The 25,041-nt window shown below is 40.5% G+C and carries 20 protein-coding genes; 7 read left to right on the forward strand and 13 right to left on the reverse strand.

What is annotated here, in order from left to right; translation table 11 throughout:
- Positions 1-406: 406 nt before the first annotated feature.
- From gcvP to gcvT, 3 genes are all read right to left on the reverse strand, one after another.
- Entirely contained in the window at positions 407-3,319 is a 2,913-nt protein-coding gene (gene gcvP, locus AAC000_RS22850) for an aminomethyl-transferring glycine dehydrogenase (protein WP_339726196.1), read from the reverse strand.
- A gap of 122 nt (positions 3,320-3,441) precedes the next feature.
- Positions 3,442-3,831 (reverse strand): glycine cleavage system protein GcvH, encoded by a 390-nt coding sequence (gcvH, locus tag AAC000_RS22855; protein WP_339726198.1) that lies wholly within the window; start codon positions 3,829-3,831, stop codon positions 3,442-3,444.
- Between the two features lie 35 nt (positions 3,832-3,866).
- Positions 3,867-4,946: a glycine cleavage system aminomethyltransferase GcvT gene (gcvT, locus tag AAC000_RS22860; RefSeq protein WP_339726200.1), complete on the reverse strand. Its 1,080-nt coding sequence runs from the start codon at positions 4,944-4,946 to the stop codon at positions 3,867-3,869.
- Between the two features lie 159 nt (positions 4,947-5,105).
- On the opposite strand from gcvT, the gene AAC000_RS22865 reads away from it, so the two are divergent.
- On the forward strand, positions 5,106-5,960 hold the full coding sequence (locus tag AAC000_RS22865) for a LysR family transcriptional regulator (RefSeq protein ID WP_339726202.1): 855 nt from the start codon (positions 5,106-5,108) through the stop codon (positions 5,958-5,960).
- Positions 5,961-6,070: 110 nt separating this feature from the next.
- Here AAC000_RS22865 and AAC000_RS22870 read toward each other — a convergent pair whose 3' ends face one another.
- The 3 genes from AAC000_RS22870 to AAC000_RS22880 all read right to left on the reverse strand — a co-directional run bounded on the left by AAC000_RS22870 (position 6,071) and on the right by AAC000_RS22880 (position 8,172).
- Complete coding sequence (locus tag AAC000_RS22870) at positions 6,071-6,241, reverse strand: hypothetical protein (RefSeq protein WP_339726203.1); 171 nt, start codon at positions 6,239-6,241, stop codon at positions 6,071-6,073.
- A 176-nt stretch (positions 6,242-6,417) separates the two neighbouring features.
- Positions 6,418-7,452 (reverse strand): XrtA/PEP-CTERM system-associated ATPase, encoded by a 1,035-nt coding sequence (locus AAC000_RS22875; protein WP_339726204.1) that lies wholly within the window; start codon positions 7,450-7,452, stop codon positions 6,418-6,420.
- Between the two features lie 78 nt (positions 7,453-7,530).
- On the reverse strand, positions 7,531-8,172 hold the full coding sequence (locus AAC000_RS22880) for a hemolysin III family protein (protein WP_339726205.1): 642 nt from the start codon (positions 8,170-8,172) through the stop codon (positions 7,531-7,533).
- Between the two features lie 271 nt (positions 8,173-8,443).
- Between AAC000_RS22880 and AAC000_RS22885 the strand changes: the two genes are divergently transcribed.
- Both AAC000_RS22885 and glnE read left to right on the forward strand, forming a co-directional pair.
- Positions 8,444-8,755 carry a GIY-YIG nuclease family protein gene (locus AAC000_RS22885; protein ID WP_339726207.1) on the forward strand — a complete coding sequence of 104 codons (312 nt, stop codon included), beginning with the start codon at positions 8,444-8,446 and terminating at the stop codon, positions 8,753-8,755.
- Positions 8,745-11,666 carry a bifunctional [glutamate--ammonia ligase]-adenylyl-L-tyrosine phosphorylase/[glutamate--ammonia-ligase] adenylyltransferase gene (gene glnE / locus AAC000_RS22890; protein WP_339726209.1) on the forward strand — a complete coding sequence of 974 codons (2,922 nt, stop codon included), beginning with the start codon at positions 8,745-8,747 and terminating at the stop codon, positions 11,664-11,666. Before AAC000_RS22885 ends, glnE begins: the two co-directional genes overlap by 11 nt.
- 19 nt (positions 11,667-11,685) lie before the next feature.
- Here glnE and AAC000_RS22895 read toward each other — a convergent pair whose 3' ends face one another.
- Complete coding sequence (locus AAC000_RS22895) at positions 11,686-12,306, reverse strand: toxin co-regulated pilus biosynthesis Q family protein (protein ID WP_339726210.1); 621 nt, start codon at positions 12,304-12,306, stop codon at positions 11,686-11,688.
- Positions 12,307-12,343: 37 nt separating this feature from the next.
- Positions 12,344-13,276, reverse strand: coding sequence for an LpxL/LpxP family Kdo(2)-lipid IV(A) lauroyl/palmitoleoyl acyltransferase (lpxL, locus tag AAC000_RS22900; protein WP_339726212.1), 933 nt, complete (start codon positions 13,274-13,276; stop codon positions 12,344-12,346).
- 122 nt (positions 13,277-13,398) lie between these two features.
- Here lpxL and AAC000_RS22905 point away from each other — a divergent pair, with 122 nt between their 5' ends.
- From AAC000_RS22905 to AAC000_RS22920, 4 genes are all read left to right on the forward strand, one after another.
- Entirely contained in the window at positions 13,399-16,551 is a 3,153-nt protein-coding gene (locus AAC000_RS22905; RefSeq protein ID WP_339726214.1) for a response regulator, read from the forward strand.
- A 105-nt stretch (positions 16,552-16,656) separates the two neighbouring features.
- Entirely contained in the window at positions 16,657-17,163 is a 507-nt protein-coding gene (locus AAC000_RS22910; RefSeq protein ID WP_339726216.1) for a DUF3087 domain-containing protein, read from the forward strand.
- A 353-nt stretch (positions 17,164-17,516) separates the two neighbouring features.
- Entirely contained in the window at positions 17,517-19,427 is a 1,911-nt protein-coding gene (locus AAC000_RS22915) for an EAL domain-containing protein (RefSeq protein WP_339726230.1), read from the forward strand.
- 84 nt (positions 19,428-19,511) lie between these two features.
- Positions 19,512-20,087, forward strand: a complete 576-nt coding sequence (locus AAC000_RS22920; protein ID WP_339726218.1) for a thymidine kinase — start codon at positions 19,512-19,514, stop codon at positions 20,085-20,087.
- 97 nt (positions 20,088-20,184) lie between these two features.
- On the opposite strand, the gene AAC000_RS22925 is transcribed toward AAC000_RS22920, so the two are convergent.
- The 5 genes from AAC000_RS22925 to AAC000_RS22945 all read right to left on the reverse strand — a co-directional run bounded on the left by AAC000_RS22925 (position 20,185) and on the right by AAC000_RS22945 (position 24,680).
- Positions 20,185-20,781: a hypothetical protein gene (locus AAC000_RS22925; RefSeq protein WP_339726220.1), complete on the reverse strand. Its 597-nt coding sequence runs from the start codon at positions 20,779-20,781 to the stop codon at positions 20,185-20,187.
- Positions 20,782-21,164: 383 nt separating this feature from the next.
- On the reverse strand, positions 21,165-21,662 hold the full coding sequence (gene ilvN, locus AAC000_RS22930) for an acetolactate synthase small subunit (RefSeq protein ID WP_339726222.1): 498 nt from the start codon (positions 21,660-21,662) through the stop codon (positions 21,165-21,167).
- Positions 21,662-23,380 (reverse strand): acetolactate synthase 3 large subunit, encoded by a 1,719-nt coding sequence (locus tag AAC000_RS22935; protein WP_339726224.1) that lies wholly within the window; start codon positions 23,378-23,380, stop codon positions 21,662-21,664. Before AAC000_RS22935 ends, ilvN begins: the two co-directional genes overlap by 1 nt.
- A 194-nt stretch (positions 23,381-23,574) precedes the next feature.
- Positions 23,575-23,952, reverse strand: coding sequence for a DUF413 domain-containing protein (locus AAC000_RS22940; RefSeq protein ID WP_339726226.1), 378 nt, complete (start codon positions 23,950-23,952; stop codon positions 23,575-23,577).
- A 239-nt stretch (positions 23,953-24,191) separates the two neighbouring features.
- Positions 24,192-24,680: a DUF4442 domain-containing protein gene (locus AAC000_RS22945; protein WP_339726228.1), complete on the reverse strand. Its 489-nt coding sequence runs from the start codon at positions 24,678-24,680 to the stop codon at positions 24,192-24,194.
- Positions 24,681-25,041 lie beyond the last annotated feature (361 nt).

The raw sequence follows: 25,041 nt of genomic DNA on the forward strand, positions 1-25,041 counted from the left end.
GATTGAGTAATAGCTCGTCTGGAACGAATTATTACGACCTGCAAAAATGAGTAGATAAGTGGATGAAGAGCATTGCCCTCGAGCGGCACTTTTTGCTTACTTTTTGCTGCTGTAGGCAAAAAGTAAGTCGGGCGAAAGGGATTTCGTGTGAAAAAAGGCATGGATTCCAGTAAGCGCCAGCGCATAAAAACGGCGTAGCCACAAAAACAAAAAAACGAGCCTAAGCTCGTTTCTTCAAATAATTAGAAAGTTTGAAACCCCTTCCAAAAAATACATACCCTTTCTACTAAATCATTGGAGCCTCAGCAAAGCCGCCTAGCTACGAGTCCCATGAGCATATGACTAATATGTGATTGGGGCGAGTAGCGACGGCAATGCAGCTGAGGTTTCAAGGATGACGTAGAAACTATTCCTCAATATAACTCTCTATCGAAGGGCAACTACAAATCAAGTTCCTATCCCCAAACACATCATCAATTCGATTCACCGAAGGCCAAAATTTGTTTCTAGCAACGGCTGCGACTGGGTAAGCGGCAAGATGTCTGTCATAGCTGCGGTTCCAGTTGCTGTCGCAAATATCTTCTAATGTATGAGGTGCATTGTGTAGTGGGTTGTCTGTGCCATCCCACTCGCCCGATTCTACTTTAGCAATTTCACCGCGAATAGAGGCCATGGCTTCTATGAAGCGGTCTAGTTCAACTTTGGCTTCTGATTCTGTGGGTTCAATCATCAGCGTACCGGCTACGGGGAAACTCATAGTTGGCGCGTGGAAACCATAATCGTTTAAGCGTTTTGCTATGTCGACTTCGGTCACACCTGAGCTTTCTTTTAGCTGACGTAGGTCAATGATACATTCGTGTGCTACGCGGTTGTTACGGCCGCGGTATAACACTGGGTAATGGGTCGATAATTTTTCGGCGACATAGTTAGCGTTAAGTATGGCGACTTCGGTGGCTTTTTTAAGGCCAGCGCTGCCCATCATTTTGATGTACATATAACTGATTGGCAAAATAGAGGCACTGCCCCAAGGTGCGGCCGAAACTGCGCCGTGTTCACGCACTTGGCTGTCTCCGGCGTTTTCTACAGCTACCACTTTGTGATTGGGTAAAAATGGCGCTAAATGGGCTTTAACACCAATTGGTCCCATACCTGGGCCACCGCCACCGTGTGGAATACAGAAGGTTTTATGCAGATTTAAGTGAGATACATCTGAACCAATATGACCCGGTGAGGTAATACCTACTTGAGCGTTCATGTTGGCACCGTCCATATACACCTGACCACCAAATTCGTGGACTATGTCGCACATTTCTTTGATGGTTTCTTCGTATACACCGTGAGTCGAGGGGTAGGTGATCATCGCACAGGCTAGGTTGTCGGCTACTTCTGCGGCTTTTTTGCGTAAGTCGGCTACATCCACATTGCCTTTTTTATCGCAATTGACCACTACCACTTTCATGCTCACCATTTGTGCTGATGCAGGGTTAGTGCCGTGGGCAGAACTTGGGATAAGACAGACGTTACGATGCCCTTCTCCCCTGCTCTCATGATATTTTTGGATGGTGATCAAACCTGCGTATTCACCTTGTGCCCCTGAGTTGGGCTGCATAGATAAAGCATCGTAACCGGTAATATCAATTAACCATTCGCTCAGTTCGTCGATCATTTGTTTGTAACCTTGCGCTTGATCGATTGGCGAAAACGGGTGTAATTGTCCAAATTCAGGCCAAGTGACTGGCAGCATCTCGGCTGTGGCGTTGAGCTTCATGGTGCATGAGCCGAGTGAAATCATCGAATGATTTAAGGCTAAATCTTTGTCTTCTAAAGATTTGATATAACGCAGCATTTCAGTTTCAGAATGATAGCTGTTAAATACGGGGTGAGTTAAGAACTCAGAGGTTCTCACTAAATCTGCTGGGATTGAATCACTGCCGTTGGCGATGATGTCTTGGTCGAAGGCTTTAATATCTAACTCAACGTTGGCACCTACAAAGGCTTGGTATAAGGCCTGAAGATCATCACGTGAAGTGGTTTCATCTAAACTGATCCCCAGTGCGCCATCAATATCAGTACGCAGATTGAGTTTGCTTGCTAAGGCAGCCGTAATGATCTGTTGTTTGTTGCTAGCCACTTTCACAGTTAAGGTGTCGAACCAAGTATTGTTAAGTAGTTCAAAACCTGCTTTGACTAATCCAGCCGCTAAAATATCAGCAAAACGATGAATGCGTGACGCTATAGTTTTTAACCCTACTGGGCCGTGGTAAACCGCATAGAATGACGCCATGTTGGCTAACAATACTTGGGCGGTACAAATGTTAGAGTTGGCTTTTTCACGGCGAATATGTTGCTCACGAGTTTGTAAAGCCATACGCAGTGCAGGACGGCCACGAGTATCTTTAGACACCCCAATGATACGTCCAGGTAAAGAACGTTTGTAACTATCGCGGGTGGCAAAAAAAGCGGCATGTGGGCCGCCGTAGCCCATAGGTACACCAAAACGTTGCGCGCTACCTAGTACCACATCTGCGCCCATTTCACCCGGTGGTTGTAACATCACTAAGCTCAATAAATCAGCCGCTACTGCTACTATGCCTTTGTTGGCTTGTACGGCGGCAATGATATCGGCGATGTCATTGACTGCGCCTGAGGTGCCTGGGTATTGCAATAAGGCACCAAATAGATCGTGTTGACTGGCATCTTCAGCTTTGCCCACTACCACATCAAAACCAAACATATCGGCGCGGGTTTGCACTACGTCTAAGGTTTGTGGATGTACATCATCAGCAACAAAAAAGGTATTGGCTTTGCGGTTTTTCGAGATACGCTTAGCTAGCCCCATGGCTTCGGCGGCAGCTGTGGCTTCGTCTAACAATGATGCTGAGGCTAATTCCATTCCTGTTAAGTCAATGGTGACTTGTTGGAAATTGAGTAGGGCTTCGAGTCTGCCTTGGGCAATTTCTGGTTGGTAAGGGGTATAAGCGGTATACCAACCTGGGTTTTCTAGTACGTTACGTAAAATCACATTAGGGGTAAGGGTGTCGTAATAACCCATGCCAATAAAGGAGCGCATGACTTGGTTTTTACTGGCAATACTTTTTAAGTACGCCAAAGCGTCCGCTTCGGTTTGTGCTTCACCTACTTGCAACGGCTGGGACAAGCGTATGCCTTCGGGCACAGTTTGCTGCATTAAATCATCTAAGGATTCTGCCCCTATTGCAGACAACATGTCTGCCATTTCAGCTTCGCTAGGACCAATATGACGGCGAACAAAGTCTTGTTTTTGCTCGAGTTCGGATAATGAAAAATGAGATAATGACATAGCTGACTACAAATTCCTGATGTGATTAAAAAGTGAGAACTGTTTTAGCAGTACTCACTCTTTTACTAGAATAATATTTAAATAAGACCTAAGGGCGATGTAGCCCTTATTTTGAGTAGGCGTTACTCGTCTTCGATACTGCCTTCGTATCCTTCGGCATCAAACAAAGCGGCTGCTTCTTCTGGATCATCCGCTTTGATTTTAAACAACCAACCGTCTCCATAGGGGTCAGAGTTAACCAATTCTGGCGCGTCTTCTAAGTCTTCGTTTACCGCTACCACTTCACCACTGATTGGCGCATACACATCAGACGCTGCTTTTACTGACTCGGCTACAGCAATGTCGTCGCCTGTACCTACTTCGGCACCTACATCTGGTAACTCAACAAACACCATATCACCTAATAATTGTTGGGCATGGTCGCTGATACCTATAGTAAACACTCCGTCACCATCTGGGCGTACCCATTCGTGAGTTGAGGCGTAACGTAAATCTGCTGGAATATTGCTCATGTTGGTTCCTAATAATTATCTAATTAACTGAATTCTTATAAGACACTTTTGCCATTTCTGACGAAGCTGGGTTTAACCACATTTACTGTAACCCACTTTTTGCGGATTTCAACTTCAGCGCTGTCGCCAACTGTTGATGGTACACGGGCCATTGCAATACTGTGACCCAAAGTAGGTGAAAAAGTACCTGAGGTAATCACGCCTTCGCCACCTGTTACTTGTACCTTTTGGCCGGCTCGCAATACCCCTTTGTCGGTCATGACTAAGCCTACTAACTTATCTGTGCCAGCGGCTTTTTGTTGTTCTAGTGCCTGACGACCCACAAAGTTTCTGTCACTGGGCTCCCAGCTGATAGTCCAAGCCATATTAGCCGCTAAAGGTGAAATAGTTTCATCCATATCTTGGCTATACAGGTTCATGCCTGCTTCTAGTCTAAGTGTATCTCTTGCACCTAAACCACAAGGAACTACACCCACATCTAGCAATTTTTGCCAATAGTCTGCGGCATCTGCAGCTGGTACCATAATTTCGTAGCCTGCCTCACCTGTGTACCCTGTGGTAGCGATAAATAAATCTTCGGCCTGTACACCAAAAAAAGCTTTCATACCTGCTACCGCTTCTTTTTGTGCGGCAGAAAATAACTCTGCAGCTTTACTTTTAGCATTAGGGCCTTGCACCGCAATCATCGCAAATTCTGGACGTTCGGTGATAGTGACGTCGAATGTCTCGGCTTGTTTTAGCAACCAATCCATGTCTTTTTCACGGGTTGCAGAATTCACCACTAAACGATAATTAGTTTGGTCGAAATAATAAACAATTAAATCGTCAACAACGCCACCTGCTTCATTCAGCATGCCGCTGTATAACGCTTTGCCTTTGTCTTGCAGTTTAACCACGTCGTTAGCCAATAAAAAACGTAGATAAGCCTGAGCATCTTTGCCCGTTACATCTACTATGGTCATGTGAGACACATCAAACATGCCCGCATCTTTACGTACTGCGTGATGTTCTTCTATTTGCGAGCCATAATTGATGGGCATTTCCCAACCATGAAAGTCAACCATTTTGGCCCCTGCTTCCAAGTGTTTAGCATGTAAAACCGTTTTATTAGCCATGAAATACTGTGTCCGTAGTGAAACAATGGCAAAAGTATAGAGCCGCTAATCATCGACAACAAATTGAAATATGTAATGTTTACATTTACATTTCTTATGAATAATCGAATAATCATTTAAAACTCTTATTTAAGACTCTTTAAAATAAAGGTTATTTACATGAAACAACTCTCTTTGGATAACCTGCGTACCTTTTTGGCTGTGGTAGATTTAGGCGGCTTTGCAAAAGCTGGGGAAAAACTTGGACTCACTCAACCTGCGGTAAGCCTACAAATAAAACGTTTAGAGCAACAATTATCGAAACGACTCTTTGCCAAACAAGGGCAACGACAAATTGTTAATCAAGACGGCTTACAAGTGTATAAAACCGCGCAAACTATGCTGGAGTTAAACGACAGTATTTTTCGCCAATTTCAACCCATGTCGTTGAAAGGTAGATTACGTCTAGGTATTCCAAGTGAATTTGCCACAACCCTGCTGCCTAGCATCATTGGCGAATTTGGTAAGTTATATCCAGATGTGTCCCTAGAAGTCACCTCGGCATTGAGCAAAACCCTGCTTAAAGATGAAAACCTCAGTGGTTTTGATCTTGTTTTAGCATTAGTAGATCCCGACGTAGATGTTGACGGACAAGTATTACTGATAGATGAGTTAGTCTGGGTAGGCGACCGTAGTTTGGCTTATTCTCACGCGACTTTGTCGCTGGTTTTAGCCCCAGATGGTTGTGTATATAGAAGTCGTGTTATCAATAAACTAAAGCAACAAACCCAACAATGGCGGATCAGCTATACCAATGCCGACCTTAGCGGTATTACTGCAGCTATTAAGCAAGGTTTAGGAATTAGCGCGTTGGCAAAAAGTAGTGTGCCCAAACAATTGGATATTATTCAGCAAAATTATTTGCCAAAGTTAGGTGCAATTAAGATATGTTTGTTTGCTGGAAAATCACAGCATCCCCATGCCAGCGGAAAACTCGCAGAATTTATTCAATCAAAATTAATACAATCAAATTAACTGGAAATTGCGGATAGTCTTTTTAAAATAAAAGTTCACGCAATAAAAAAACCGTTGGTTGCTGTTTAACTTAAACAACAACCAACGGTTTTTTAAATTTGCTTACTTAGTTAAGCGCCTTGTTTAATAATAATTAAGGTCACACAACTTACTAGTAACATAAGAGACAACATTCTCTTACTGTACTTTCCATGATAATAGGCTTTACGTCGTTCCTTGAACATTGGTCCATCAGGATGTACACCTGATGCTTGCCGTCTTTCACCAATTAAACGTTTCATAGAACACCCCAAACGGAACAAATTTACTAAAGGTTAAGTTTTGTATAATTATTGTACGATATAACCTTCGGATAAGATCTTAACCTTTTAGTTCAATTATTTCATCGGCTTTTTTAACAAAAACTTAACTTAATTCAAAATTAAGGGAAATTTTTGTTGTTTTATGCGGACTTATATTAATCATCTGACTTCAATCGCACGTAAGTTTTATATTTTTTTTGTAATAAACGGTCGATATAACGAGTGAGTTTTATTTTTTGACTGATGGCATTATCTAAGGCATCCACTAACTCTGTTAGCATGGTTTTATAATATTCAACATCTTTAACCTGGCCATCTTCAGTAGCGCCATCGAGAATACCTTTTGCCTTTGCTTGGGTCTGGGCTTGTTTTTCAGGCAAAAACATCTCGTCAGAGACTTCTTTAATCACATTTTCAACGGCGTCTTCGTCGAAGGTTTGTAATTCTTCAAGGAAACCAAAAAGTAAGATCCTGTCCATTAAGGCATTAATTTTTCTTGGAATACCATGAGTAAATTGGAAAATACGATCATAGGCTTCAGCTGAAAACAAGGCCCTACCATCCCAGCCAGCGTGCTGCATTCGATACTCAATATAGCCTTGGCATTCTACATCCGTTAAAGGTGCTAAATGGCAAGATGCCACAATACGTTGTCTAAACTGCTCCATGTTTGGCGCTCGCAGTATAGGTTGTAACTCTTCCTGACCTAACAAGAAGCTTTGCAAGAGTGGTTTACCTCCGGCTTGAAAGTTAGACAACATACGCAGTTCTTCAATGGTTTCTAAGGGTAAATTTTGTGCCTCGTCAACCAATAACAAAGCACGTTTACCTTGTTTGTGTAGTCCCATTAAAAATGCTTCAAGATCATTTAGAATGTCAGACTTAGTACTACCTTTAACTGGCACATTGAATTTGCTGGCGACCATTTTCACCAATTCATCGGGTGACAATTTTGGCGAAACAATTTGTGCTGCAACTATACCTTCCTGCATGTCATCCAATAAACTATTGGCAATGGTGGTTTTACCCGTTCCTATGTCACCAGTGATAACAATAAAGCCTTCAGCTTGAGATAACCCATATTGCAAATAAGACATGGCGCGTTTGTGCCATTTACTACCAAAAAAGAAGCTAGGATCGGGAGTCAGTTGGAAAGGTTTAGAAGTCAGTCCGTAATAATTTTCATACATAATAAGAAGTCACTTAATCCTATGAGCTTTAGCCTAATTTATGAAGCTAGCTTAAGCTATCTGCCTAGGGCATAGCAATTAAATAACGTAACAATAAATAGTCAAATAATGGCAAAAGCAACCCGCTGCAACAAACAGATGCCAAATGGCGTGAGTAAACTGAACTTTTTTAGCCGCATAAAATACCACACCCACTGTATAACAAAGACCTCCAGCCAAGAGTAAATAAAAGCCAGCGGATTCTAGAGAATTGTACAAAGGGTAGACAAAAAATATCGCTAGCCACCCCATCAACAAATAGGTCACTAAGGACAACTTAGGAAAACGGTTGTTAGCGAAACACTTAAACACTATGCCGGTAATCGCAATTGACCAAATCAACACCATAGCCACTAAGCCCACAGTGCCACCCACAGCTAAGACCATTAAAGGCGTGTAAGTACCCGCTATCAACACATATATTGCACTGTGGTCGATGGTCTTCAACAGCGTCTTTAAATCAGGATGACTTACCCCATGATAAAGCGTTGAAGAAAGAAACATCATCATCATCGAAACCCCAAACACCACACTCACCACTTGTCCGTATATTCCATCGGCGCGCAGCAACATCAATACCAATCCCACAATAGCGGCAATAAACCCCAAGCCGTGAGTTATAGCATTTAACGATTCTTCTAAAGGAGAATAAGGGCGAATAGCAATTTTGGTAGAGGTCATGCATTTTGATCTAAGGTAAGCAGGAATGGCAGTGTATATTTTCAGCGTACACTTGTACACTGAAGAATTAAATAGCAGCAGTTGTAGTTAATCTTACTGTCGGCAATACCCTTAGATCTTCAGTCAACAGACTTAAATCAAATAGTTGTGACACAGGACCCCCCTAATCAACTAGGTATTAAAGTGTTCGCTAGGGCACAGCCCCACTAGTCGAATTTCACTCATCATGTACAATCCCTCTCCTAATTAAAACAACTGTGATGGCAAACTCGTGGTTCCTTGGTACATCTACATAATCGAAAACAAATTAGGTCAGTACTACACTGGCATTTGTACCGACATTGAACGACGCTTTGAGGAACATCAGTCTAGCGGGACTAAATGTGCCAAAGCACTAAAAGGCAAAGGCCCGCTCACTCTGAAATTTAGTTGTGAGGTGGAGGGTCATTCAAAGGCATTAAAGTTGGAAATTTGGCTGAAAAAACTTAGTAAAGCCAACAAAATTAAATTGGTCAACAACTGTTTTTGTGATGCCCCAATAAAAAATATGTTACTGGATAAGGATAAAAATAATGCAAGATAGCGCCCCTATATCACTGCCACCAGAACTAAATGAACTAGGCATTAAACGTTGGCAGATATTTCTATCCCATGAAAAATTTTCTCAGCAATACCAAAAGTTTTCAGAACAGATCAAAACAGCCTTTGCATTGAGTGATTTTATCTTTGAGCAATGTTCACGAAACCCCACTTGGTTAGATGTTTTACTACTTGAAGAAATACTGTTTGTTGAACAAGTAGATTACCAAGACAAGTTATTGCAATTGTTGGCTAAGGTGGACAACGAAGCCGTTTTACAACAGCAACTAAGACAATTTCGAAATTTTCATATGCTGAGAATTGCATGGCGCGACTTAACCAATATGCAATCAATCGAGAATTCTTTAGCACAAGTGTCTGAACTGGCGCGACAATTAATCATTCAAACTAACACCTGGCTTTATGACTTTTTACAGCCTCAGTTTGGCGTACCTGAGGGTGAGTTTGGCCCACAACCTATGTTGATTCTTGGCATGGGTAAATTAGGAGGCGGCGAACTCAATTTTTCATCAGACATCGATTTAATTTTCAGTTATCCAGAACAAGGCAACACGTCAGGTGGCAGAAAGTCTGTTGAACACCAGCAATTTTTTACTAAGTTAGCCCAAAAACTCATCACTGCACTAGATCAAATAACCTCTGACGGTCAAGTATATCGAGTGGACATGCGCCTCAGACCATTTGGTGACAGCGGCCCATTGGTGATGCATTTTGATGCCATAGAAGATTACTACCAAGAGCAAGGGAGAGACTGGGAACGTTACGCTATGCTCAAAGCGTCTATTTTAAATACTCCTTGCCCTTACTCGCAGCAATTATCAGATATCCTGCAGCCTTTTATTTATCGTCGCTATTTGGACTTTAGTGCCATTGAATCATTGCGCAATATGAAATCCATGATTGAACAAGAAGTGCGTAGACGTGGCCTCACCAATAATATTAAGTTAGGGGAAGGTGGCATTAGGGAAGCCGAATTTGTAGTACAAAGCTTACAACTCATCAATGGTGGAAGAGAGCCTAGTTTAAAGGTACAAAGCTTAAAATTAGCACTAACAGAACTGGTTAATTTACAAATCATACCTGCTCAAAGCGCCACAGATCTTCATCAAAGTTACTTATGGTTGAGAAAGGTAGAGCATTGTTTACAACAATTTGCCGACAAACAAACCCAAGTTTTGCCTGACAATAACACTGACCAAAAACGCTTATTAACTGTGTTAGGCATCAATAACTACGAAGATCTTACACAACAATTGGCGTTGCATAGCGGTATTGTCCACCAGCAATTTTCGTTGTTAGTGAAAGAAGACACTGTACTGCAAGATGATGTGGCAGACGAACAACAACAAGGGGCAAAGGATCTTTGGCAGTTACAGCTGGATCCACAAGAAACCCAAAGTATATTAAATCACTGGCATTTAGAGGATGAAGTCACCACAACGACTGGTTTGCCTATTGGCGCAGAAATACACCAGCAAATAGAGACATTTAAACAAAACCTCACCAAACAGCGCATTGGGCAACGAGGGCTCATGACCCTTCACAATTTAATGCCTGTCATTATCCATAAAATCTTAAGCTCACCGGCACACAATCATGTTGAATTATTCAAACGTGTATTGTCGGTTTTACATGCCATATTAGGGCGTACAGCCTACCTACAGTTGTTATTTGAAAACCAAGCAGCCTTATTCCACTTAGTTAAACTTTGCGCAGCGAGTCCTTGGGTGACCGAACAAATTGCGCGTTTTCCGTTACTACTTGACGAATTACTCAACCCGGCTTCTCTGTATCAACCGGTAGCCTTTAATCAATATGCTGATGAACTGCGTCAGGCTTTACTGCGAGTAGAGCCTGAAGATCTCGAACTGCAAATAGAAACCCTGCGCCAGTTTAAATTGACCCAACAATTAAAAATCGCCGCGGCAGATATTTCTAATGCATTACCCATAATGCAGGTCAGCGATCATTTAACCCATCTGGCCGAAGCCATTATTGTGCAAGTGATTGACTTCGCTTGGCTACAAATAGTGGCTAAACACGGTGTGCCAGTATGTGAAACTCATGGTGCTAAAACGATGCAAGACAAAGGTTTTGCAGTTTTAGGATATGGCAAACTGGGCGGTTGGGAGTTGGGTTACGGCTCCGACCTAGATTTGGTTTTTATACATAATTGCGACGGCCAACAACAAACTAATGGTGATAAACCTATAGGCGCCACGGCTTTCTATATCAAACTTGCACAGCGTATTTTGCATATATTCACGATCAAAACCGGATTAGGCCTACTCTATGATGTGGATATGCGACTGCGTCCCTCAGGTAACGCTGGGTTACTGGTATGCCATGTAGAGGGTTTTGCTACCTATCAAACTGAAAATGCCTGGACTTGGGAACACCAAGCACTTGGCCGAGCCAGATTTATAACAGGCGGCAACACATTACAGCAACGTTTTAGTGCCATTCGGCTAAGTGTACTTTCTAAACCAAGGGTGTTAGTAGAATTGGCAGAAGAAGTGGTCGCGATGCGAGTAAAAATGCGTGCTCATTTGGCCAAAGGAGATGCCGAAAATATAGATTTAAAACAAGACGCTGGGGGCATAGCAGACATAGAGTTTATTGTGCAGTTTATGCTATTGGCTCACACCAGTGCTTTCCCTAGCCTAGCCAAGTGGCCTGATAATGTGAGGATCTTAGCGGACTTAGCAAAACTATCGCTACTAACTAAAGCTGAAGCAGATATTCTCATTCAAGCCTATTTGGAGTATCGCAACTATGCCCACAGACTGGCCTTACAAAATGGGGCATTAGTAGAAGTCAACGCATCCCTTGTAGATCTACAAATAAAAGTAAAAGCAATCTGGCACAAATATTTAGTCGAACTAGCACAATAATGAGTATTAATAATGCTCTTTATTTACGCGCTTCGGCACATTGTGTTTCTAAATATTCAGAGGATTTGGCAGTAATCACTAAAGAACGTTGACGGGGGCACATGTAAGCTTTGACCTCACCATTAAAGTTAGCGTCTATGGCATTAGCAATAATTTTTAAACTACCTAAAATCGAATCGTCAAGTTGGAAGGGGTGTTTGACAATAAAGTCCTGGTCAAGCTCCCAAATGACCTGCATACCTTCTGACTGAGCATAATCGGTAATAGCACTTCTAAGTGTACTTCCCGCTTTGAACATACGATGTTTGTGCTCCCCTACCCATCTTCCTGAGATAGGTTTTTGTAGGCTTTCCATTTTTTGCAAACGCTCACCTAAGGGTTTATCAGAGGTTTTCACCTCCATAACAAAGTCTCCCAACTCTTCTTCACGAGGATGGCGAGATGACAAGCGATAATCTGCATAAAAATTACTCATATTACTTGCAATACTCTTTTTCCCCATGTTTCCTTCAGGAAGCACTGAAGACTCATTACTTTTTTGCATGACCAATACCGCTGCCGCAATCGCGATAATAATCAGGGCCAAGAACACATGCTTGAGCCAAAATAAAGAATTTGAGACTTGTTTAGTTTTTTTCATTACACATTTTAACCAATGTTAAACCTCATTATTGCTGTTAATCATATAAAGACGGATCATCAACATTTGGTCTGGTTTTAAAACGCTTATGCATCCATAGGTATTGTTCTGGTGCAATCATTACCATTTTTTCAATCATTTTATTTATGCGTGTCACATCATACTTATCGTCACCCGAAGGGAAATTCTCCAGTCCCGGCAATGCAATAATTTTATAGCCGTTATTGGTTCTAACCGATACTAAAAATATTGTTTCGCAATTGGCTTGCTTAGCAAATAATAAAGAACCTTTTGTAGTCGCCATTTCTGAGACCGCAAAAAACGGGGTGAATTCACATCTAGTGCGACCATAATCTTGATCCGGCAGATAAATACATAATTCACCGTCATCTAACGCTTGGATCAAGCCCCTCACGTTACGTTTGTGAACCATATATTTGTTGGCTCGATTACGACCATAATACTGCATGTACTCCATCAGACGATTATTATGTTTGCGGTAAAACACTACTGATGGGTATTCTCGGCCTAATATTCTACAGGCAAATTCAAGGTTCATATTGTGTATCGCGTAGGCCAATACCCCTTTGCCTTTTGCCAAAATAGCCTCTATATGTTCACGGCCTTCAAACTCAGCGATACCATTCACTCGCCAAGATGGCCACCACCATCCCATGCTGGTTTCGAGTATTGCCAAACCAGCATTGTCGAGATTAGTCTTTAACATTACCGCGCGTTCCTGTTCACTCAAATCAGGAAAGCACAATTCAATATTTCGTTTGGCTATGCGATAACGTTTTTTGGCGACAACTTTTAGTAATTTACCCAACAACTTACCTATAAGTAGTTGTATCTTGTAAGGTAACCAAGAAATGCTATACAAAATTAAAATACTTAACCAAGTTAACCAATATTTTGGTAAGAAAAATTCTATTTCAAACTTAGGAGCGACTACTTTTTTTGCTGACAAACTGATCTCCGACTAATTCATTGCCTTTAGTTTAATACGGAAAACCGATTGGAAACATGAAAAAGTGCTAAGCTGGAAAATGTTAACGATAAGAAAGTCTGTCAGTAACGGTTAGAGGTGCAATGGAAGATAACAAGTCAACTAAATCAAATGACCAGAATGTCGAAGAAATTGAGCGACTCCAAGCTATTTTGGATTCAGTATCCAGTGCTATTTTTGAGGTCTCTTCTTTAGGCGAAATTCTTTTCGCTAATCAGTCTACCGTGAAAATGTTTGGTTATACACACTCAGAATTCATGAATATGAATATCGCTGATTTGGTCCCCGCACTCTATAAAGCTAGACATCAAAACCACATCCAACAATTTTTCAATACCAATAGCGAACGCCATGGAGAAAAAAGTGAAGCGTTACCTGCCTTACATAAAAATGGCCACGAGTTTTTTGTCACCATCAGTTTAAAAGCGTCCTTTTATAAACAACAACATTCTGTTATTGCCACCCTTACTGAATCATCAAAATTAAAAAGCACTCAAGAGCAACTAGATAGTACTAATAAACGCCTTATGATAGCGAAAGAGGCATCTCAAATTGGCGTGTGGGAGTTTAATGTAGAAACCAAACAACTGATTTGGGATGAGCAAATGTTTTTGCTCTATCAACATGATCCCAAAAAATTTAATGGCACAGCATCAGAGTGGCAAGAATCGTTACATCCCGAAGATAAAGACACTCTGCTCCAAGCGCTAGAATTGACAATAGAAAAAAGTAAAAAGTTTGATACCACATTCAGAATACTCACACCTGATAAGCAAATTCGCTACATAAAAGCCTATGGACATTCGGTGAGTGACCCAACGGGAAAAGTAACTAAAGTGATTGGGGTAAACTACGATCTCACTGAAACCTTCGTTATTCAGGAAAATTTAAAACAAAGCCTAAAAGAAAATTTGGTGCTGGCCAAAGTAGCTGAGGAAACAATTAATTCAGTAGTGTTAACGGATGTAGAGGGAAAAACAACTTGGGTTAACAAAATGTTCACCCAAGTCAGTGGATACCGTTTAGATGAATTAATAGGCCGCACGCCCGGTTCAGTTTTACAGGGGGCGGATACCGATCCACAAACAATAAAAGATATCAGTAAAGCCCTTAAGAACAAGCAAGGTTTTAATGTAGATATTTTAAATTACCATAAAAATGGCGCCCCTTATTGGTTGCAAATAAATTGTAAGCCGTTATATGAACAACAAAAGCTCGTTGGCTTTATGGCCATTGAAACCGACATCACCGAGACAAAAAGGCTGGAAAAGGAAAGACAATTTCAACAAGAGTTATTGGAACGCACGGAGGCCATGGCAAAACTCGGAGGCTGGCGACTTGATTTATTGACTAATAAAGTCATTTGGTCAGATGTTGTGTATAACATCCACGAACTACCTGTTGGTTCCGAAATTAACCTAGAAAAAGCCCTAGACTTTTACGCCCCAGAAACAAGACCTAAAATAACAAAAGCGGTTGAATTAGCCATTAAGAAAGGCATTCCTTGGGATATCCAAACTGCTTTTATCACAGCCAAAGGCAACGAACTTTGGGTACGTGCTGTGGGTTATGCCGAATTCACTAACGGTGTAGCAACCTCTCTAAGAGGTGCCTTTCAAGATATCACTGAACTGAAGCGAGCAGAAGAACAAGCCAAAGAAGCCAGTCAAGCAAAAAGTGATTTTTTGGCCAATATGAGTCATGAAATTCGTACTCCAATAAACGGCATCTTAGGTATGAACGATTTACTTTTAAATTCTAACCTAGATGAAAGGCAACGCCACTTTGCGCAGCTCGTTAAAATTAGCAGCCAATCTTTATTACATCTAATAAACGATATTTTGGACTTTTCAAAAATAGAAGCTGGCAAACTCAATATTGAAATACAAGAAGTTAACCTATATTCGTTACTAAGCGATACCATCGACACTTTGGCCGCTCGCGCCCATGACAAGGACCTTGAACTAATATTGGATATTGCCCCTAAATTACCTAGATGGGTAAAAATCGATCCAAACAGAGTCAAACAAGTGTTGTACAACTTACTGAACAACGCCATTAAGTTTACTGAAAAGGGCGAAGTAATTTTAAAAGTCGAGGTGGATCTCGACGAATTATTAAAATTTACAGTAAGTGACACAGGTAAAGGTATAGCCAAGGACAAGCAAGCGCAGCTATTTACAAAATTTATGCAGGTCGATAGTTCAAGCACCCGAGAGCATGGCGGCACTGGATTAGGCTTAGCGATTAGTAAGCAGTTATGCGAAATGATGGGAGGTCAAATTAGTATAGTGAGTAGTGGCTCACAAGGATCTACCTTTTGTTTTACTGTTAAATCTGAACCAACAAGTCGAACATCGCTGCAATCCACAGACACTATGCTGGCACCTTTAAGTGGCAAAAAGCTGCTTGTTGTCGATTCGAACATCAGTCTAAAACAGTCTATTGTGCGTTTTTTAAAACAAGGGGAAATTGAAGTTCAATGTGCGAATAACGCCCCTGAAGCGCTCAACGCCTTAAGGAATGCCTATAGTGTTGAACAAGCGTTCGATTATGTACTCATTGATTTAGCGCTTCCAGGTATGAACGGTATAGAGCTTAGTAAAGTGATTCGGTCTGACCAACGTTTTGCTAAATTGGCGATATTTCTAATGGCAGCCCACGTTGATGCAAATAAGGCAGAACAAAATGCGCTAATCAAAATCAATGGTTACCTTGGAAAACCCCTAAAACCAGATGCCCTTATTAGTGTACTTTTAGCATCATTAAACCCTGAATATAGCGATAAAAAACAACAAATTCAGCCCCCCCCCTTACCTGAAGTGTCCAACCAGAAACAACCTAATATATTGATAGTAGAAGATAATTATATTAATCAGCAAGTTGTAATGGAAATGCTTAAAAGCTTAAATTGCCAGTTCAAAATTGCTGAAAACGGTCAAGAAGCCTTAAATATGTTAAGAAGCCATAGCGAACCTTTTGACTTGATTTTAATGGATTGCCAAATGCCTATAATGAATGGCTACGATGCGACCAAACATATTCGTGCAAACAAACAACAACAGTTTGATCACACTGTCCCAATCATTGCATTAACCGCCAATGCAATGAAAGATGATGATATTAAATGTTTTGCAGCGGGCATGAACGATTACTTATCTAAACCTTTTGTGTCTGAGCAATTAGCAGAGATGATACATAAGTGGGTATCTATTGATCTGCACCAGAATCACTGATCAGCGAGAAAATTATCAAGGCAGTCGGTTGCAACTCATGGACACCATTGTGCAGACTAGATACCCTTTACGTTAACCCATTTGATATCTTATCTATAGGCACATATGCAACTCATTAAAATCAATAAAGCACGTTATAGGCGCCACTTAAACCTAGTGATAGCAGGATGTATCGGCGGCTTAGCAATGGGTAGTTTAGTTATTTCTCAAACACTTATCGCTTTGTTTCCCGATGAAAGTGGTAGGCATTTTCATTGGAACCTATTAGGAGTGGTGTTTACGAGTGTGACTATTGCTTGGTTATTAAATAAATACCGGAGCCACAACTTTATGACGGAAGTGGTCTACGTTTGGGAGTTAAAACAAACCCTCAATAAAATAAACCGCAAAATGCCCAAACTAAAAGTCGCAAGTAGCGCTGGTAACACTGACGCGTTACTTGCTATTCACTATAGTTATGCCGGGTCACGCTTATTATGGCAACTAGATGATAACACTATAGTTTTAGATGAATTAACTGTCCAACAAGCAGAGCTTGATAGCCTAGCTTCTAAGTTTAATTTAACCTTAAATGCAAGTCACTTTGACGAGCGTAGTTTAACGCAATTTTAACACCTGTTGAACCTGTCATCACTCCCTTTAGCAGTCAAAAAAATCATGTTAAGTGACTTAGAAGGATCTTGCTGCAATTCAAATAACCGTGACATTTTTAGCCACCCTGCCTCTTCTTTATACTAAATTAAACTAGACTAATTTAGGATTAATATTACACTGCTCTTTAATGCTACCAATAGCCCTTAAAATTTTATATCTTAAGAGTTATAATTAGTGGTTTGTTTTTCGTAAGGTATGTTTATATCAAAACCAACATAACTATCCAAAAAGCTTCTAATTTAGACGCTGCTAAATTGTTGTATGATAACGGCTCACCTGGGATCCTCATCAGTGCTGTAGCGAGCAGTATAATGATTTTTGGATTTAGTAGTGTAGAGACGAGTTTAAATCAACTTATTTGGTGGTTCTCCATCAACACGATTTTGCTGTTGCGCCTATTCGACTTAATAGAGTGGAAATCAAAAAGTAGTAAATCAGCCTCGTCTGGCTTATTAGGTATACAACGTTACGCCTTAGGCAGTATTGCTACCGCCATAGCTTGGTCCTTATATCTAGTGATATTTTTTAACCAGCTCAATAACCTCGAGCTTTTTTTCCCCATTGTAATTTTGTGTTCGTTGGCTGGGAGCTCTGCCTCTCTGTTGGCTGCCAGTCGCTTTATCTCCATTAGTTATTCAATGATTCTGTTGATTCCCATGTCTTTAATGGGAATATTATCTACTTTTGAAGAACGGCAAATCTTAGGCATATTAGGTTTAGGTTTTGCTTTAGTCATGTTGATTACCTGTATGAGAGCTTCGCGTTTTACTTTAGACGCTATACACCAAAAAAACTTAAATTCCTTGCTTGTTCAAGAGATGGAAAAAGAGAAAAATCATGTGGCCCAAGCTAATCAAGAATTAGAAGTCACATCGAATGAACTCAGCCAAGTTAATATCAATTTAGAAGACGAAGTTAAACGTCGAACCGATGAAATATATCAGCTTAGTAATATTGACCCTTTAACACAGCTAGTCAATCGCAAAGCCTTTACTAGCTGCCTCGAGACCTTAATAGAACAATCAATTATCAAAGATAGTCCATTGGCACTGTTATTTATTGACCTCAATGGCTTCAAAAAAATTAACGATACTATGGGGCATCAGGTGGGCGACAGTGTACTAGTACAAGTCACTCAAAGGATTTCAGCTTTTTCTGAAAATAACCGTGCTGGTCGCTGGAATGGAGATGAATTTTTAGTGGCTTTACCTTATAGCGATCAAGACACCGCTATGGCTATTGCTAAAGCTATTACAACGAGCATTTCACAGCCTATTTTTGTACACGGAAATGAATTACACCTATCTGCGTCAATCGGTATTGCGATGGCTCCCGCCCATAGTTTGTCGGCTACCGAGCTGATTCAACTTGCCGATCTAACCATGTGTGAGCAAAAACGCTCAGGTAAAAAACGCCCTCGTTTGTTTTCAAATGATCTAAAAGTAAAAATCACTGCATCTCAAATGATCTTAGAAGGTTTGCAACATGCGATAGAAAGGAAACAATTATTTTTATGTTACCAACCTATACAGACCGCAAAAGATAATGTGTCTTTTGCATTTGAAGCACTATTAAGATGGGATTTTAACGGTAAATTTATTGGACCTGATGTATTTATTCCTTTAGCCGAAAAGTCTGGGCTAATTAAGGAAATAGGCGCATGGGTATTAAATCGAGCATGTATGGATGCAAACCATTGGCAATTCAGTCAACAGGCAGCTGTGTCAGTTAACGTATCGGTTATTCAGTTGATGGATGATGGTTTTATTAGGTTGTTAGATAACTGCCTTCGTAGCAGTGGTCTGGCGCCCGAAAGGCTGCACCTTGAAGTAACAGAGTCGACTTTTGTCGAAAACAAAGTCAAAATTCGCCACCAATTAGAGCAAATCCAAGATCGCAAAATTGATGTATCAATTGATGACTTTGGTACTGGGTATTCGTCGTTATCGCAACTCCAATCTTTACCAGTGAATTACGTAAAAATAGATAAGTCTTTTGTAGACAACATTGAAGGGAAAGGCGAAGCAATTATTCGCGCCACGTTATTTATCGCACGAGAGTTAAATTGCCAAACTATTGCTGAAGGAGTCGAAACAAAAGAACAAGCCCTTGCATTGTCTGCTATGGGAGTCGATTACCTTCAAGGTTATTTCTTTGCCAAACCCATGAAAAATGAAGACTTAATCGTGTGGCAAAATCCTATCACGAGTATTTTTTCGTAAACCTTGCCCTGACCTTCTATTGACGATTTAAATTTGTCGCTATTCAAGGCAAAATAGCGTCTTTTGTAATGAGATAATTTATACATGGCGCAGCTTTACTTCTATTATTCGGCAATGAACGCTGGCAAATCCACTTCTTTACTTCAATCAGCCTATAACTATGCCGAAAGAGGTATGAATGCTGAAATTTTCACTGCCGCATTAGACAATAGGTTTGGTATAGGGAAAGTGGCCTCTAGAATAGGCCTAGAATCTGAAGCGCACCTTTTTACTCCAGAAACGAATATGCAATCAGCCGTAGAGGCGCTACTAGCAAAAGGTAAGGTAGATTGCCTGTTTATTGATGAAGCACAATTTTTAACTAAACAACAAGTACAACAGCTGATCTATGTGGTCGACAACCTCAACATCCCTGTATTGGCCTATGGACTGCGAACAGACTTCTTGGCAGAAACATTTGAAGGTAGCCGTTATTTATTAGCTTGGGCTGACAAAATGATAGAGTTAAAAACCATTTGCCATTGCGGTCGAAAAGCGACATTTGTAGTCAGGATCGACGAAAGTGGTCAGGCAGTCAAAGAAGGCGAACAGGTAGAGGTAGGCGGTAATGATAGATACGAATCAATGTGCAGACAGCACTTTGCCGCCCTTGTTTGGTAGTTCACTTCGCTAGTTACTATTTATTTAAACTAACAAAAAAGCAAACAGTGAAGACTGTTTGCTTTTTTAATAACAATTAAGTGTCTAAGAATATGACTTATTGTGCAGACTTTTCAGCGATATAGCTCATTACATTAGTGGCTTCACGAGATTTGAAAAATTCTCCTAAGCTAACACCAGAACATGTCACATTGTCAGCTTCAAGTACCTTACCCATTACTTCTTTCTTGGTAAAACCTAAGTCGCCAATTTGACTGCTTAGTGCACGTTTAAACAAATCAACATTATTTGTTACCGCAGATTTACAGAAGTTTTTAAAATCTCTGTCACCTACAAATTTATATTTACTGGTTGACGCAGTTTCCACTTTAGCATCAGAACCTGTTAAATAATCTGCAATATCTTGAGAGCCACGAGTCTTAGAAAACTCAACTAAACTTTGGCCTGAACATTCAAAGTTACCTTCGCTAGTTAAAAGCATTAACATTTTGTTTTTGCTAGCACTTAAACGAAAACCATGCTGTCTTACATTCTTTTTGAACAAATCTAAATCGTTAGTCGCTGCCGCTTGGCAAAGTTCAGCATATTGGGTATCACCAACAAACTTAAAGTTGTTAGCGCTTTTTAAAGATGCACTTGCATTGAATGATAATGTAGCAACACAAACAACAGTAGATAAAAGTAACTTTTTCATAATAACACTCCAGTAATTTCAATAATTTTATAATGGCCGGTGAGTTTGCTGCTCAACCTGATGAAACCAATTGTAATTAAATTACAAAATTTTGTTGTTTTTTTTCTGGAGGTTTTTGATTAAAGAATTGTAAAAAATATAAAAACTCAAATAACAAACACACAAATCATTGTTTTATATAGTATATTTAAAAAATGATATTTCTTTTTAGAATACGGTTAGTGTAATAAGATATTAAAAATACTGTAATTTAATTACATTAAAGAGTTTTAATATTACATTTAAGCGTATTTTTGACTTGGAATGGCAATTTTTTATGCGATTATTGAAAGTTACTTACAAAAAAAGCCCGTTAGGGCTTTTTTTATCATCCAAGGCTGATGTTATGGACGTAGTGCTTTTTCACCTCTGGCCAATCCACAAACACCTGTTCTGGATGCTTCGATAATTTCAGTACTTTGACTTAAAGCATGGGCAAAAGCATCAAGCTTGTCACTGGTGCCAGTCACTTGAATTGTGTAATTGTTAGCATCAACATCCACAATTTGAGCCCTGAAGATATCGACGTTGCGTTTGACTTCTGCTCGAATAAGTTCACTACGTGTGGCCACTTTAACCAGCATCAACTCTCGTTCAACATGATGACCTTCAGATAAGTCAGACACTTTTAACACATCAATTAGCTTGTTGACTTGTTTAGTGATCTGCTCGATGACTTTGTCATCAGCAACTGTGACTATAGTCAAACGAGACAAACTTTTATCATCTGTTGGTGCGACACACAAAGAATCGACATTAAACCCTCGTTGCGAGAATACACCTACTATACGCGACAATGAACCCGGTGCGTTTTCCATTAATACAGAAATAATTCTTCTCATTATGTGCGCTCCGTCTTGCTTAATCGCATATCATCCATTGCACCAAATTTAATTTGCATGGGATAAACGTGTTCGTTTTGATCTATTTCTATGTCCATAAATACTAATCTGTCTTTGGCGGCAAAACACTTTGCCATTGCCTCATCTAACTCTTCAGGTTTGGTCACCCTGATACCGATATGTCCGTAGGCTTCAGCCAACTTAACAAAATCTGGCATTGAATCCATATAGGAATGTGAATGGCGACCTTTATAAATCATATCTTGCCATTGGCGAACCATGCCCAAAGCACGGTTGTTTAGGGAGATAATTTTGATTGGTAAGTTGTATTGCATACAAGTTGCTAATTCTTGGATATTCATTTGTATACTACCATCACCAGTGACAACAGTAGATACAGCTTCTGGGTGAGCCATTTGAACCCCCATAGCAGCAGGCAAACCAAAGCCCATTGTGCCTAGTCCGCCAGAATTGATCCAACGCCTAGGTTTCGCAAACGGATAATAAAGTGCCGCAAACATCTGATGTTGACCAACATCTGAACTGACGTAGGCATCACCATTAGTATGCTTATATAAAGACTCAATGACTTCTTGTGGTTTAATTAACCCATTGTCTTTTTTATAATCTAAACACTTGCGAGAACGCCACTGCGTTATCTGCTCCCACCAATCAGCTACTTTTGCTTTTTGTGCCTTAGCATCAATTTTTCCCATCTCTTTGAGCAACTGCTTAGCCACTTCATCGACGCTTCCAACCACAGGCACATGTGCCCCCACAATTTTAGAGATTGAAGCGGGATCAATATCAACATGAATAATGCTCGCATGTGGACAGAACTTATCCACATTGTTAGTTACGCGGTCATCAAAACGCGCACCTAAAGCTAAAATACAATCAGCATTATGCATCGCTTTATTCGCTTCTAATCTGCCGTGCATACCTAGCATACCCACAAACTGTTGGTGCACAGATGAAAAAGCGCCTAATCCCATCAAAGTAGAAGTCACAGGTGCTTGTAGTTTTTCAGCTATCTCGGTCACTAAATCACTGGCTTCTGCAGTTATTGCGCCGCCACCCACGTAAAGAATGGGTCTTTTCGATTCTAATAAGGTTTTGACAGCTTTCTTGATTTGTTTGTTATGCCCTTTAAGCGTCGGATTATAGGAACGCATAGTGACATCATCAGGAAACTGGTATGGATGCTCCTCTGAAACATTCACAATGTCTTTAGGCAAGTCTACAACAACTGGGCCAGGACGGCCTGTGTTAGCGATGTAATAAGCCTTGGCTATGGCTTCAGGAATATCTACAGCACGTTTAACTAAAAAACTGTGTTTAACGATTGGCCTAGAACAGCCCACCATGTCTGTTTCTTGGAATGCGTCTTCGCCAATGTGTTTAGAAGGTACCTGACCCGACAACACTACCATAGGAATCGAATCCATAAACGCGGTAGCGATACCTGTTATCGTATTAGTCGCACCAGGACCTGATGTCACTAATACAGTACCTGTTTGACCCGTTGATCTGGCATAGCCATCCGCCATATGAGCTGCGGCTTGTTCGTGACGGACGAGGACATGTTCGACATCTTCTTGGGCATATAATGCGTCATAAATATCAAGTACAGCACCACCAGGGTACCCGAATACATGTTTTACCCCTATATCTTTTAGCGTTCGCACAACCATTGCGGCGCCTGACATCATCTCCATCAGAATCACTCCAGAACTATGTTAATTAAAAACGAAAGGTCACTATACGTGAGCAATTAGGAAACTTAAACATGAAAAGGGATAAAAGTGAGATGCATATCCCAATATAGACATATATTAGGATAAAACTTCTAATAAGACAGGAGTTAACGCCTCATATTAGGATGAGGTTACATTTTATTAACAATTACTGATTAATCATCCATTTCTACTTCTAAGTCATCTTCGATGGTGTTGTCATCTTCACTATCATCTTCAACGACTGCTGGACGGTGATTACCATAAACGCTACCCAGCTTTGGACGGTTTATACGTTTTTGATATTTTACCCATGCTTTTTCTGCCGCTCCTTCTGGCTCTTTCTTGCCAAATGCCGCTGCTAACAAATTATTGTCTTCATTTGTTTCAGGTTCGATTTGTCCATCGACTAAAGCAGCAATTAAACATCCATATTCAGATAATGCTTTGCTTTCACTGATTGAAAAATCGCCAGAACGGGAAAAACCATAAGGATAATTTTTCGCATCTTTAAACATACGTTTGACTAAAAGTTCTCTAGTAAGTTTTGCCATTACAACCCCCGCAAAAATAAGTTAACAAGATTTATGATCATTGAGTAAATAAAAGACGGATACTGCTGGATATGTCAGCTTTGTAAACTCGCCTGATTTAACTTGCTTTATAATTTAAAATCAAAATCTGTCAACTATTTTTGTATGAATTTTCCAATTCAATTGCTGGATATTTCTAATGAGTCTGAAGACAACGTGAATCCTTTAAAAATCACATAAAACACTCACATTAATCTCACTTACCTTTTTACAACCCAAGCCCAAATCATTTCACACTCTACTGGCTCAATTCCTGTTGCATCGGTTACTAGAACTTTGACGCTCACCTCACCTTTTTCCGATGTTTGCATTAATGCAATTTGTTCATCAGTTAAGCTAGCAACGGCTGTCATATCCCCAGTAGCGCGTTTGACATAATTTAGGTTCATACATTTAATCAGAGGTAACTTGTCACCAGGCAAGTTAATCCCCACGATAAACCCAGTACATGATTCAGCCAATAACGCCATTGCAGCTGCATGTACACTGCCAATATGATTTTGTGCTTTTCGGCTATTCTTCTGACGGTATGTAGCGGTTTTTCCATCAGTATGCAGCACTTCAATGCCTGTAGTGCCAGCAAGTTTAACTTTGTATCTAAACATCCAGGTCATTAACCTAGCGCTTAGCCATTGTGGGTACTGATTAACTTTGTCAACAAATGTTCTTAATGGGTTTGTTACTGCCATGACGCTCATCTCTGGTTAGACCAGTGGTAATTATGAATTTGTATCAAATCAATAGCAACGCATTTATAGAAGATACCTCTATAGTCAAAACCGCCACTTTAAAATTGCGCGGGAAACAAGATGCGAATCGGCCACCGCGTGGTCGCGTACCCCTTGGGGGCGCACTCATGGTGATGACATTACTAAAACATTGACTTTGTACATTTGGAGCGGGAAACGAGATTCGATACCGGCCACCGCGTGGTCGCGTACCCCTTGGGGTCGCTTAGATGGTGATGACTACTTTAAAGCATTGACATTTTGAAATTGGAGCGGGAAACGAGATTCGAACTCGCGACCCCAACCTTGGCAAGGTTGTGCT

This window comes from uncultured Paraglaciecola sp. (assembly GCF_963977085.1).
In the GTDB taxonomy this organism is placed as follows: Bacteria; Pseudomonadota; Gammaproteobacteria; order Enterobacterales; family Alteromonadaceae; genus Paraglaciecola.

Bases quoted from the DNA above. Each gene is read 5' to 3' on its own strand.
- glnE (WP_339726209.1), top strand. From the start codon at position 8,745: ATGCAAGATAGCGCCCCTATATCACTGCCACCAGAACTAAATGAACTA.
- AAC000_RS22925 (WP_339726220.1), bottom strand. From the start codon at position 20,781: ATGAAAAAGTTACTTTTATCTACTGTTGTTTGTGTTGCTACATTATCA.
- AAC000_RS22920 (WP_339726218.1), top strand. From the start codon at position 19,512: ATGGCGCAGCTTTACTTCTATTATTCGGCAATGAACGCTGGCAAATCC.
- AAC000_RS22910 (WP_339726216.1), top strand. From the start codon at position 16,657: ATGCAACTCATTAAAATCAATAAAGCACGTTATAGGCGCCACTTAAAC.
- AAC000_RS22945 (WP_339726228.1), bottom strand. From the start codon at position 24,680: ATGGCAGTAACAAACCCATTAAGAACATTTGTTGACAAAGTTAATCAG.
- AAC000_RS22895 (WP_339726210.1), bottom strand. From the start codon at position 12,306: ATGAAAAAAACTAAACAAGTCTCAAATTCTTTATTTTGGCTCAAGCAT.
- AAC000_RS22870 (WP_339726203.1), bottom strand. From the start codon at position 6,241: ATGAAACGTTTAATTGGTGAAAGACGGCAAGCATCAGGTGTACATCCT.
- AAC000_RS22880 (WP_339726205.1), bottom strand. From the start codon at position 8,172: ATGACCTCTACCAAAATTGCTATTCGCCCTTATTCTCCTTTAGAAGAA.
- AAC000_RS22915 (WP_339726230.1), top strand. From the start codon at position 17,517: ATGATTTTTGGATTTAGTAGTGTAGAGACGAGTTTAAATCAACTTATT.
- gcvP (WP_339726196.1), bottom strand. From the start codon at position 3,319: ATGTCATTATCTCATTTTTCATTATCCGAACTCGAGCAAAAACAAGAC.
- AAC000_RS22875 (WP_339726204.1), bottom strand. From the start codon at position 7,452: ATGTATGAAAATTATTACGGACTGACTTCTAAACCTTTCCAACTGACT.
- AAC000_RS22865 (WP_339726202.1), top strand. From the start codon at position 5,106: ATGAAACAACTCTCTTTGGATAACCTGCGTACCTTTTTGGCTGTGGTA.
- AAC000_RS22905 (WP_339726214.1), top strand. From the start codon at position 13,399: ATGGAAGATAACAAGTCAACTAAATCAAATGACCAGAATGTCGAAGAA.
- gcvT (WP_339726200.1), bottom strand. From the start codon at position 4,946: ATGGCTAATAAAACGGTTTTACATGCTAAACACTTGGAAGCAGGGGCC.
- gcvH (WP_339726198.1), bottom strand. From the start codon at position 3,831: ATGAGCAATATTCCAGCAGATTTACGTTACGCCTCAACTCACGAATGG.
- AAC000_RS22940 (WP_339726226.1), bottom strand. From the start codon at position 23,952: ATGGCAAAACTTACTAGAGAACTTTTAGTCAAACGTATGTTTAAAGAT.
- AAC000_RS22935 (WP_339726224.1), bottom strand. From the start codon at position 23,380: ATGGAGATGATGTCAGGCGCCGCAATGGTTGTGCGAACGCTAAAAGAT.
- ilvN (WP_339726222.1), bottom strand. From the start codon at position 21,662: ATGAGAAGAATTATTTCTGTATTAATGGAAAACGCACCGGGTTCATTG.